This window comes from Nocardioides jensenii JCM 1364 = NBRC 14755 (genome assembly GCF_001552535.1).
GTDB lineage: Bacteria > Actinomycetota > Actinomycetes > Propionibacteriales > Nocardioidaceae > Nocardioides > Nocardioides jensenii.
The window spans coordinates 1-10,414 of sequence record NZ_BCRJ01000012.1 but is presented as its reverse complement, the minus strand read 5'-3'; the positions used below and the strand labels follow the sequence as shown (position 1 = coordinate 10,414).

The 10,414-nt window shown below is 71.4% G+C and carries 10 protein-coding genes and 3 riboswitches; of the genes, 4 read left to right on the top strand and 6 right to left on the bottom strand.

Annotated features, from left to right (window positions below; all coding sequences use genetic code 11):
* The 3 genes from NJ4_RS05825 to NJ4_RS05815 all read right to left on the bottom strand — a co-directional run.
* Positions 1-685, bottom strand: a 685-nt coding sequence (locus NJ4_RS05825; RefSeq protein ID WP_067431587.1) for an ABC transporter ATP-binding protein, incomplete at its 3' end; no start/stop codon positions are given.
* Complete coding sequence (locus NJ4_RS05820; RefSeq protein WP_067431585.1) at positions 682-1,692, bottom strand: FecCD family ABC transporter permease; 1,011 nt, start codon at positions 1,690-1,692, stop codon at positions 682-684. The genes NJ4_RS05820 and NJ4_RS05825, both read right to left, overlap by 4 nt.
* Before the next feature lie 77 nt (positions 1,693-1,769).
* Positions 1,770-2,771: an ABC transporter substrate-binding protein gene (locus NJ4_RS05815; RefSeq protein ID WP_067431596.1), complete on the bottom strand. Its 1,002-nt coding sequence runs from the start codon at positions 2,769-2,771 to the stop codon at positions 1,770-1,772.
* A gap of 48 nt (positions 2,772-2,819) precedes the next feature.
* Positions 2,820-3,025: riboswitch (cobalamin riboswitch) on the bottom strand.
* Positions 3,026-3,076: 51 nt separating this feature from the next.
* Here NJ4_RS05815 and NJ4_RS05810 point away from each other — a divergent pair.
* The 3 genes from NJ4_RS05810 to NJ4_RS05800 all read left to right on the top strand — a co-directional run bounded on the left by NJ4_RS05810 (position 3,077) and on the right by NJ4_RS05800 (position 6,479).
* A complete protein-coding gene (locus NJ4_RS05810) occupies positions 3,077-3,976 on the top strand; it encodes a hypothetical protein (RefSeq protein ID WP_067431581.1) in 900 nt (299 codons plus the stop codon).
* Positions 3,977-4,026: 50 nt separating this feature from the next.
* Positions 4,027-4,143: riboswitch (cobalamin riboswitch) on the top strand.
* Positions 4,144-4,179: 36 nt separating this feature from the next.
* Positions 4,180-4,854 carry a precorrin-8X methylmutase gene (locus NJ4_RS05805; RefSeq protein WP_067431593.1) on the top strand — a complete coding sequence of 225 codons (675 nt, stop codon included), beginning with the start codon at positions 4,180-4,182 and terminating at the stop codon, positions 4,852-4,854.
* On the top strand, positions 4,851-6,479 hold the full coding sequence (locus NJ4_RS05800) for a precorrin-2 C(20)-methyltransferase (RefSeq protein WP_067431578.1): 1,629 nt from the start codon (positions 4,851-4,853) through the stop codon (positions 6,477-6,479). Before NJ4_RS05805 ends, NJ4_RS05800 begins: the two co-directional genes overlap by 4 nt.
* Here NJ4_RS05800 and cobM read toward each other — a convergent pair.
* The 3 genes from cobM to NJ4_RS05785 are packed head-to-tail and all read right to left on the bottom strand — an operon-like array spanning position 6,465 to position 9,226.
* Positions 6,465-7,217, bottom strand: a complete 753-nt coding sequence (gene cobM / locus NJ4_RS05795) for a precorrin-4 C(11)-methyltransferase (protein ID WP_067431575.1) — start codon at positions 7,215-7,217, stop codon at positions 6,465-6,467. The two genes, NJ4_RS05800 and cobM, sit on opposite strands and share 15 nt — an antisense overlap.
* Positions 7,214-8,416, bottom strand: a complete 1,203-nt coding sequence (locus NJ4_RS05790; RefSeq protein ID WP_067431572.1) for a bifunctional cobalt-precorrin-7 (C(5))-methyltransferase/cobalt-precorrin-6B (C(15))-methyltransferase — start codon at positions 8,414-8,416, stop codon at positions 7,214-7,216. Before NJ4_RS05790 ends, cobM begins: the two co-directional genes overlap by 4 nt.
* A gap of 18 nt (positions 8,417-8,434) precedes the next feature.
* On the bottom strand, positions 8,435-9,226 hold the full coding sequence (locus tag NJ4_RS05785) for an ABC transporter ATP-binding protein (protein WP_082748216.1): 792 nt from the start codon (positions 9,224-9,226) through the stop codon (positions 8,435-8,437).
* 80 nt (positions 9,227-9,306) lie between these two features.
* A riboswitch (cobalamin riboswitch) is annotated at positions 9,307-9,464 on the top strand.
* 26 nt (positions 9,465-9,490) lie between these two features.
* Here NJ4_RS05785 and NJ4_RS05780 point away from each other — a divergent pair.
* Positions 9,491-10,414, top strand: a 924-nt coding sequence (locus NJ4_RS05780; RefSeq protein WP_245644478.1) for an ATP-binding protein, incomplete at its 3' end; no start/stop codon positions are given.

Genomic DNA, 10,414 nt, shown 5'->3' with positions numbered 1-10,414 from the left:
CCTCGATCAGCTCGGAGGTGAGCACCTCGGCCACCGGTCCCGCCGCGACCAGCCGGCCGCGGTCGAGCACCGCGACGCGGTCGCAGAAGGCGGCGGCCAGCTCGAGATCGTGGAGCGCGGCCACCGTGGTCAGGCCGAGCTCGCGGACCCTGGCCAGGAAGTCGAGCTGGTGCCCCAGGTCCAGGTGGTTGGTGGGTTCGTCGAGCAGGAGCGCTCGTGGACGCTGGGCCATCGCCCGGGCCAGCTGGGTGCGCTGGCGTTCACCACCGGAGAGAGTGGGCCAGTGACGGTCGGCGAGCTCGTCGATGTCGGCCAGTCTCATCGCGTCGTCGATGACCTCGCGGTCGTCGTACGACGCCTGCCAGCGGCCGCGGTGCGGGATCCGGCCGAGCTCGACCACCTGTCGGACGGTGAGGTCGAGGTGGGTGGAGGAACCCTGCTCGACCAGCGCGATCGCCCGGGCTCGGTTCCGCGCCGGGATCCGGTGGAGCCCGGCCTCGTCGACCCGCACGGCTCCTGCACTCGGGCGACGCAGACCGCCCAACACGTGCAGGAGCGTGGTCTTGCCCGAGCCGTTGGGCCCCAGCAGCCCGGTGACGGTGCCGGGCTCGCAGAGCAGGTCGATGCCATCGATGATGGTTCGTCCGTTGGCACGCCAGGCCACGGAGCGCGCTTCGAGCTTCATGTCTCGCTCCCCTGTCGGCGCAGCAGGAACGCGAAGACGGGTGCGCCGAGCACACCGGTGACCACGCCCAGGGGGATCTCCTGGCCGGCGACCGCCGTCCGAGCGATCGTGTCGGACCACACCAGGAGGATGGCCCCGCACAGGGCGGACATCGGTAGCAGGAACAGGTGCCCGGGCCCCGTGACGAGGCGCACCATGTGCGGAATCACCAGCCCCACGAAGCCGATCGCGCCCACGAACGCCACCAGGACCGCGGTGACCAGGGCGGTGCCGACCAACAGGACCCAGCGCAGCCGGGTGACCTCGATGCCGAGCGACCGTGCGGAGAGCTCACCGAACGCGAACGCGTCGAGCTGACGGGAGACTCCGAGGACGAGCACCGTGGCCAGCACCGCCAGGACGGTGAGCGGGATCGTCGTACCCCAGCGCAGGCCGGCGACCGAGCCGAGCGTCCAGTCGAGCACCCGCCGGGCGGAGTCACGGTCACCGGTGACGATCACCAGGAACGACGTGTACGCCGCGCAGATCTGGCCGATCGCGACCCCGGCCAGCACCGTGCGTGTGGGGGCCAGGGCGCCGCCTCGACCTGCGGCCAGTCCCAGCACGAGGCCGAGGGCACCGAGGGCACCGACGAACGCGGCGGTGGCGACTGCGGCCGACCCCGCGAAGCCAGCGAAGGTGACACCGAGCACGATCACGGTGACTGCACCGGCGCCTGCTCCCCCGGAGATGCCGAGCAGGTAGGGGTCGGCGAGATCGTTGCGGGTCAGGGACTGCAGAACGGCGCCGCACACGGCGAGTGCCGCACCGACGGCCGCGGCACCGAGCACGCGCGGCATCCGCAGCTGCCACACGATCTGGTCGTCGACCAGCGGTACGCCGAAGTCGCCGAGTCTCAGCCGCCGGCCCACCACCGCGAGTACATCGAGCACCGGCACGGACACGGATCCGATCCCGAGCGCGACCGCCATGCTGAGCACGAGCGCCACGGCGGCGACCGACAGCATGAACGGACCCAGCAGGCGGCTGTGGGCGGGGAATGTGGCACGCCCGAGGACCGGTGCGCTTCGCTCTCGTAGGACAGTCACGGGTTCGGTGCGAGCTCGTCGAGCTGGTTGGACACCGACGCCGCGCCGTCGGCGAGTCTGACGCCGGGAGTCGACTCCGAGAAGGGGATCGTGACGTAGGCCTCAGCCTTCACCGCGGTGAGCTGGCTGAGGACCGGGTCGCTCTCCAGGTAGGCGACCTTGTCCTCTGCGGTCGACCACGACGCGTCGGCGAGCACGATCACGTCGGGGTCTGCGGCGAGGACGTCCTCCCAGTTGCCGTCGGCCCAGCCCCCGTCAAGATCGGCGAAGATGTTCGTCGCGCCGACGGCGTCGAGGATCAGCTGCGGGCCGCCGCCACCGGCTCCGACGAACGGCTTCTTGTCCCCGGAGTCGAACCAGAGGACATCGACGCCCGTGCCGACCTTCGTCGCGGCCAGCTCCTCGAGGGTCTCCCCCTGTTCGGCGCGGAAGTCGGCGGCCTTCTCGGGTTCACCGAACGCGGCCGCGATCGCGTCGATCTCCTGCCAGACCGCCTCGAAGGTCGCCTTCGGGCGCTCCTCTTCGTCGTCACAGCCGAACGGCGAGAGGTAGGAGCCGGTGGCCGTCTTCTCCAACGATTCCTGGCTGCCGGCCACCTTCTTGTCGAAGCCGCTGGCGTAGGAGGCGTAGACGAAGTCGGGCTGGGTCTTCAGCAGCACCTCGTGGGTGGGGTACTCCTTCGAGAGCACCGGCACTTCGTCGTACGCCCTCTTCCACTTCGGGGGGACGGCGTCGTCGAGGTAGGCCGTGCCGGCCAGCTGGTCCTCGAGGCCGAGTGCCAGCACCACCTCGGTGGCGCCCTGGTTGAGCGTGACCGCCCTCGTCGGGCGAGCCGTGATCGTGGAGGTGTGGCCACAGCTGGTCACCTCGACGGGGTAGTCCCCGTCGGACGGATCCGCCGCCTTCCTCTCCAGCGCGGGCGCCTCGGCGCATCCGGCGAGAGTGAGGACGAAGGCGGTGCCGAGAACGGCACCGCGGATGACGATGGCGCAGCGCATCGGGGTGCGCAGAGGTCGACCGACCATTGGTTTTCTCCAAACCCTCGTGGAACATGACGCGCCGTGGCCGGTCTCCTGGCTTCCGTCTCAGCGTCTCTGGCCGACCTTCCCGGGACTTCTCCCAGTGGTCCGGTGCCCGTCCCCCTCTGCTTCAGGGTCGAGCACCGCAAGGGCCGTCAACTCGACGGTTACAGTGGCGAGGGCCGCGCCGGCATTGAACCGGCTTCCCGAACACCACGGCACCAGCACCGTATCAACGTTCGTCCGGAGCCCCTTGGCAGGCCGACGCATGGGACGATGCCGCCGTGAGCTCCCCTGCCGTCCGTCACCGACGAGACCTGTGTCCTGGCGTGCTGCGCCCGTGGCCGGCCGAGGACGGCGCGTTGGTGCGGCTGCGTCTGGTCGGCGGGCAGGTCTCCCCCACGTCGTTGACCCGGCTGCTCGAGGTCGCGACGACGTACGGCGACGGCACGGTGCACCTGACCAAACGGGCAAACCTGCAACTGCGCGCGCTGCCCGCCGACGGCGGTTGCCTGGCGTCGGAGGTCGTGACCGCGATCGAAGCGACCGGCCTGTTGCCCTCACCGACCCATGAGCTGGTGCGCAACATCATGGTCTCGCCGCTCTCGGGCCTGCTCACCGAGGATCTCCGTGGATCGCAGTCACCAGGCGACTGCAATCCACGGAACAACGGCCGGGCTGACCTGCGGCCGCTCGCCCGGGCGCTCGACGAGGCCCTCTGCGCGGATCCGACGTACGCCGGACTGTCCGCGCGGTTCCTCTTCGTGCTCGACGACGGGCGCGGTGACGTGGTGGGGCGCAACTGCGATCTGGGGTGGGTGGCGCTCGACGCCGACACGGTGCAACTGCGCATCGGTGAGGCCTGGGGCGAGGTCGTGCCGCTCGAACGAGCCGTCCCGGAGCTGCTGGCGCTGGCCGGTGCGTTCGTGGCGGCCCGCGGCACGGGCCCCACGTCGCCGTGGCACGTCACCGAACTCGACCGGCCGTTGACCGAGACCCGAGATCGGGACCCCCGAACCCGAGTGAGCACCGACCCGCCGGCGTACGGGCGGCTGGCTGAGGGCGTGGAGCACGTGGCCGTGGCCGACGGACTGCTCACGCCCGGGCTCCTCGAGCGCCTGGTCACGGGTCGGCCCGACCATCTCGTGGTCACGCCGTGGCGTTCCGTGATCGTGTGCGACTGACCGACCGGCACATGGCCACCATCCGGCCCGCCGCCCCGCGTGGGCCGTCGACCGCTTAGGCTGCCTGACGTCCTGTGGACAGGAACCCGGTGCGACTCCGGGGCGGTTCCGCCACTGTGAGGCCCGAGAGGGCCGAGCCAGACACTGACACCAGGACAATCCCGCACACTGCCGCACTGGGGCGAGAACCCCGAGGAGTGAAGTTGTCTGCACCGGCTGCACCGTCCAGGCCCACGCGTCGCTACGACTACATCGACGACGGCTCGGCGATCTACGTCGACTCGTTCGCCACGATCCGTGCCGAGTCTCGCTTCGAGCACCTGCCCGCCGACGCCGAGAAGGTGGCGGTCCGGATGGTGCACGGCACCGGGCAGACCGACCTGACCGACGACCTGGTGATCCATCCGTCGCTGGTGGCCGCTGCCCGGGGCGCGCTGGACGCCGGTGCACCGATCATCGTCGACGCTCACATGGTGGCCGCCGGCGTCACGCGTGCCAGGCTCCCCCGCGACAACGACGTGGTCTGTCTGCTTCGCGACGAGCGGGTTCCCGGGTTGGCGCGCGAGCTCGGCACGACGCGGTCCGCGGCCGCGTTCTCCCTCCTGGCCGACCGGCTCGAAGGCTCGGTGGTGGCCATCGGCAACGCCCCGACGGCGCTGTTCCACCTGCTCGAGATGCTGGCCGACGGGGCTCCCCGACCGGCCGCCGTCATCGGCTGTCCGGTCGGGTTCATCGGGGCCGCCGAGTCGAAGGACGCACTCGCCGCCTTCGCCGACGACCACGGCATCGACCTCCCGTTCCTCACGGTGCGGGGTCGTCGGGGTGGCTCCGCGATGACCGCCTCTGCTCTCAACGCCCTCGCCCAGGAGAAGGAATGACCGGTCATCTGTACGGCGTGGGGCTGGGCCCCGGCGACCCGGAGCTGATCACCCGCAAGGCCGCCCGCCTCATCGGTGAGGCCGACGTGATCGCCTACCACGCAGGGGTCGGCAAGGAGTCGAACGCGCGACGCATCGCGGCCGACCTGATCCCCGACGACGTCGTCGAGGAACTGCTGCGCTACCCGGTCACCACCGGCCCGACGGCGCACCCTGGCGGGTACGCCGGCGCGATGGCCGAGTTCTACGAGTCGTGTGCCTCGCGACTGTCGGATCATCTGGCCGCTGGCCGCACGGTCGTCGTACTGGCCGAGGGCGACCCGCTCTTCTACGGCTCGTTCATGTATCTCCACGACCGGCTCTCACCGCTGTTCCCGACCGAGGTCGTGCCGGGTGTGCCCGCGTTCGCCGCCGCCACTGCCGTCGTCGCGACGCCGCTGGTGCGCCAGACCGACGTGCTCACCGTGCTGCCGGGAACGCTGCCGGTGCCCGAGCTCGCCCGACGGCTGGCCGACACCGACGGCGCGATCATCATGAAGCTGGGACGGCGTTTCCCGGGCGTGGTCGACGCGCTCGCGCAGGCCGGTCGACTCGAACACGCGTGGTACATCGAGCGGGCCTCGATGCCGGCCGAACGCTGGATGAAGGTGACTGAGGTCGACCCGTCGTCAGTCCCGTACTTCTCACTGATCGTGGTGCCCGGCGACTCGCTGACCGACGACCCCGGCGGCCGGCGTACGGCGCTGTCCGGTGCGGTGGTCGAGTCTGTCGAGTCCGCCAACGGCGTGGCTGACGAGTCGGTCGGGTCCACCCCTGCCCCGGCTGCCGAGCTGCTCGTGATCGGCCTGGGCCCCGGTCCGGACGACTGGCTGACCCCCGAGGCCAGCGCGGCACTGGCCGACGTGGAGCACGTGATCGGCTACGCGCCGTACGTCAACCGTGTGCCGCAACGGGCCGGTCTGACCCGGCACGCCTCCGGCAACACGGTCGAGGTCGACCGGGCACGGTTGGCTCTCGACCTGGCCCGTTCGGGCCAGCGGGTCGCGGTGGTCTCCGGCGGTGACGCGGGCGTCTTCGGGATGGCGTCGGCGGTCTTCGAGGCCGCCGAGGGTGAGTACGAGGACGTGCCCGTCCGGGTGCTGCCCGGGGTCAGTGCGATCCAGGTCGTGGCCGCCCGAGCCGGAGCTCCGGTGGGCGCGGACTTCGCGGTGATGAGCCTGAGCGACCGGCTCAAACCGTGGTCCGTCATCGAGGACAGGCTGCGTGCGGTCTCGGAGGCCGATCTGGTGCTCGGCATCTACAACCCGGCCTCCCGCTCGCGCACCGAGCAGATCGTCCTGGCCCACAAGGTGCTGCTCGCGCATCGCTCCGCGGAGACCGTGGTGGTGGTCGGGCGCGACATCGGCCGCGACGAGGAGTCGCTGACCGTCACCACGCTCGGCGAGCTGGACCCGACGACGATCGACATGAAGTGCCTGCTGATCATCGGCGCCTCGAGCACCCGGCGTACGACCAACGGGCAGGCCTGGACGCCGCGTTACGTCGAGTCGGCGCGAACTCACGACGGGTCGGCGCGAACTCACGACGGGTCGGCGCGAACTCACGACGGGTCAGCGTTTGAGTGAGCGGTCGCGGGCGGGGTCGTAGAGGTAGGACTCCGCAACCACGGCCGGGTCGATCGCGGGGCCGACCATGATCAACGCCGCCTGGCGCAGGTTCGCGGCCTCGACCTGGTCGGCGATGTCGGCGAGGGTTCCGCGCAGGACCAGCTCCGAGGGCTGGCTCACCCGCGAGACCACGGCCACCGGGCAACTCGCGCCGTAGTGGGCGGTCAGCTGCTCGGCCAGCTCGCGGGTGCGGGTGATCGCCAGGTGCAGCACCAGCGTCGCGCCGGTGGCCGCGAAGTTGTCCAGGGTCTCCCCTGACGGCATCGCCGTCGACCGGGCCTGGGCACGGGTGAGCACCACCGACTGCGCCAGCTTCGGCACCGTCAGCTCTCGGCCGAGCGCGGCCGCCGCGGCGGCGTACGCCGGGATGCCGGGGGTGACGTCCCACGGCACCTGCGCGGCGTCGAGCCGCCGGGTCTGCTCGGCCAGCGCCGAATAGACCGACGGGTCCCCCGAGGTGAGGCGTACGACGTCGTGCCCGGCCCGGTGCGCGTCGACCATGACGGCGGTCATCTGGTCGAGGTCGAGGTCCTGGGTGTCGACGCGGACGGCGTCGGCGCGACAGTGCGAGAGCACCTCACCGTCGAGGTAGGTGCCCGGGTAGAGCACGACCTCGGCCCGGGACAGGAGGGTGACCGCGCGCAGCGTGATCAGGTCGGCCGCGCCCGGGCCGGCGCCGACGAAGTGGATGGTCATGACTGCTCCTTGACGAGGGCCCATTGGGTGACGGTGCGGGCGGGGGACCATCCGGTGAAGGTGCCGATCGGTGCCGCGGTCTCGATCTGGTGCCGGGTCAGCTCGCCGCCGTGCTTCTGGTGGGCGTTGGCGAGCACGACCTCGGTCTCGAGGGTGACCCCGTGGACGACCAGCCGGCCTCCAGATCCCAGTGCTGCCAGGCAATTCTCGATCACGCCGGTTGCGGTGGCGCCGCCTCCGACGAAGATCGCGTCGGGTGTCGGAAGTCCGTGGAGGGCTTCGGGAGCGCGGCCCTGGACCACCTCCAACGCGGGCACGCCGAGGGCCAGCGCGTTCCGCGTGATGCGAGCGGCTCGCTCCACGTTGCCCTCGATCGCGATCGTGCGACAGGTGGGGTGGGCGCGCATCCACTCGATGCCGACCGAGCCGGCACCGGCGCCGACGTCCCACAGCACGGCGCCGGGAGTGGGCGCGAGCCGGGCCAGTGCCGAGGCACGCAGGTCGCGCTTGGTCAGCTGTCCGTCGTGCTCGAAGGCGTTGTCGGGCAGTCCCGCCGACCAACCGCCGACGACCGGTCCCACCAGCTCGAGGGCGATCACGTTGAGCTGTGGCGCCTGCCCTCCCCACTCGGCGGCGGTGCTGGCGAGGTGGGTCTCGTCACGGGAGCCGAGGTCGCCCAGGACCGTCATCTTCGAGGAGCCGTAGCCGGCAACGACGAGCAGGCCGGCGACCTGGGTCGGCGTACCCGCGTCGGAGGACAGCACCACCAGGCGGTGCCCGGGTGCGAGGGCCCGAAGGACGGCGTGGGCGTCGCGACCCACCGTGCTGACGACCTCGACGGTGGCGTCGTCCCAGCCCATCCGGGCCCGTGCCAGCGCCACCGACGACACGGCCGGCTCGACCACGACGGCGCTGCGACCGAGCAGGTCGACCAGAGTGCCACCGATGCCGGAGACGAAGGGGTCCCCGGACGCGAGCGCGACGACGCGGCGCCCGTCGTACTTCCACAACAGGGCGGGCAGCCCCTCGCGCAGGGGCGAGGGCCACGCCTCACGCACCTGGCCGGGCGCGTCGGGCAGCATCTCGAGATGACGGGTCCCGCCGAGGACCACCTCGGCGTCGAGGACGCGCTGACGCAGGGCGGCGGTGACGCCGGGCCAGCCGTCCGCGCCGATACCGATGACGGTGACTGCTGACATGGGGCCGACCCTAATCGCTCAGCCGGCCACGGCGAACCAGCGTCCGCCCCGACGACCCACCTCGATCGGGTGGTCGAAGGTGTCGGTGACGAGCTCGGAGGTCAGGGTCTGCTCCACCGGGCCGGCCGCGACGACGCGGCCCGAGCGCAGGAGTACGGCGTGGGTGATCGACGCCGGCAGCTCCTCGAAGTGATGGGTGACGGTCACCGAGGTGAGCCCCGGAATCACGTTCGGCAGGTCGGTGATGGTCTGGATCATCTGCTCGCGCGCGGCCACGTCGAGCCCGGTGCTCGGCTCGTCGAGCAGCAACAACGGCGGGTCGGGCATCAACGCCCGGGCGATCAGGGCACGGCCACGCTCGCCCTGGGACATCGTGTGCCAGTGCGGGTCGTCGGCGTCGATGCCCAAGGTCTTCATCAGCAGGTGCGCCCGCTCGTGGGTCTCGGGCGACGGCGTCCAGCGCGGGACCATCTCGTTGGTGCCGGTCTCGCCGGTGAGCACGACCTGCTCGACGGAGAGGTTCGACCCGATCTGGTGGCGCGGGTTCACGTGGCCGATCGAACGCCGGAGCTCACGCAGGTCGACCCGGCCCAGCTTGTGGCCGAGCACGTGCACCTCGCCGCGGCTCGGGAAGGTGAGCGCGCCGAGAATGTTGAGCAGGGTGGTCTTGCCGGCACCGTTGGGGCCGATCAGTGCCCAGTGCTCACCGCGACGGACGGTCAGCGAGATGTCGTCGAGGAGCGTTCGACCGGCACGGGTGAACGCGACGTCGCGGAGATCCAGGGCGGTGTCGGCAGTGCTTGCACTCACCGCGCAACCGTACGTCGTAGGCCGGGTCCTCGTGCCCGGGTGGTGGCCACGTGGACAGACCCGGGGCGGGACCGGCTACCGTGACGCCGAAGGCACGAGGTGCCCCGAAGGTCGCCGTCACCCGACGGAGGTCGAGGGGAGAATCTGGGAAGCCGGTGAGAATCCGGCACAGGGCCCGCTGCGGTGACCAAGGCTTGACCTTGGAAGTCCGAAGACCGGCCTCGCGCCGCCACCTGTCAGATGGCAACGAGAGCGGGAGCCCCCATGCCACAGCCCCACCCTGTCCAGCGCTACCCCTTCAGCGCCGTCGTCGGATCCGACGACATGGCCCTCGCCCTGGTCCTCACCACGATCTCCCCGTCCGTCGGCGGAGTCCTCGTGCGTGGGGAGAAGGGCACCGCGAAGTCGACCATGGTGCGCGCGCTCGCCGCCGTGCTGCCGCCGATCGAGGTGATCGCCGACGACCGGTTCTCCACCGATCCCCACGAGGCCCACCCCCTCTCCCCCGACGGCCCGTTCGCCGCGGACGCCGACACCGAGACCAGACCGGTGCGCCTGGTCGAGCTGCCGGTCGGCGCCACCGAGGACCGCGTGCTCGGGTCGCTGCACCTCGAGAAGGCGCTCTCGTCGGGGGTCGCCGAGTACGAACCCGGCCTGCTGGCCCGCGCGCACCGCGGCATCCTCTACGTCGACGAGGTCAACCTGCTGCACGACCACCTCGTCGACCTGCTGCTCGACGCGGCAGCGATGGGCCGCTCGACCGTCGAGCGCGACGGCGTCTCGGTCGAGCACGCCGCCCGCTTCGTGCTGGTCGGCACGATGAACCCCGAGGAGGGCGAGCTGCGCCCGCAGCTGCTCGACCGGTTCGGGCTGACAGTCGAGATCGCCGCCCCGCGCGACCCGGCGCTGCGGGTGGAGGTGGTCCGCCGACGGATCGCGTTCGAGACCGACCCGGCTGCCTTCGCGGCGTCGTACGCCGATGCGGAGCGGGCGCTGACCGACCGGATCCTGGCCGCCCAGAAGCTCGTCGACCAGGTGCACCTCGGCGACGCGGCACTGCTGAAGATCGCCGAGATCTGTGCCGCTTTCGACGTCGACGGCATGCGCGCCGACATCGTCACCGCCCGCGCCGCGATCGCGCACGCCGCCTGGCACGGCCGTACGACGGTCGCCCGCGAGGACGTCCGC

Coding starts and splice junctions, on each gene's coding strand:
- NJ4_RS05820 (WP_067431585.1), bottom strand. CDS start 1,692: ATGCTGTCGGTCGCCGCCGTGGCGCTCGTGCTCAGCATGGCGGTCGCG.
- NJ4_RS05815 (WP_067431596.1), bottom strand. CDS start 2,771: ATGCGCTGCGCCATCGTCATCCGCGGTGCCGTTCTCGGCACCGCCTTC.
- NJ4_RS05800 (WP_067431578.1), top strand. CDS start 4,851: ATGACCGGTCATCTGTACGGCGTGGGGCTGGGCCCCGGCGACCCGGAG.
- cobM (WP_067431575.1), bottom strand. CDS start 7,217: ATGACCATCCACTTCGTCGGCGCCGGCCCGGGCGCGGCCGACCTGATC.
- NJ4_RS05790 (WP_067431572.1), bottom strand. CDS start 8,416: ATGTCAGCAGTCACCGTCATCGGTATCGGCGCGGACGGCTGGCCCGGC.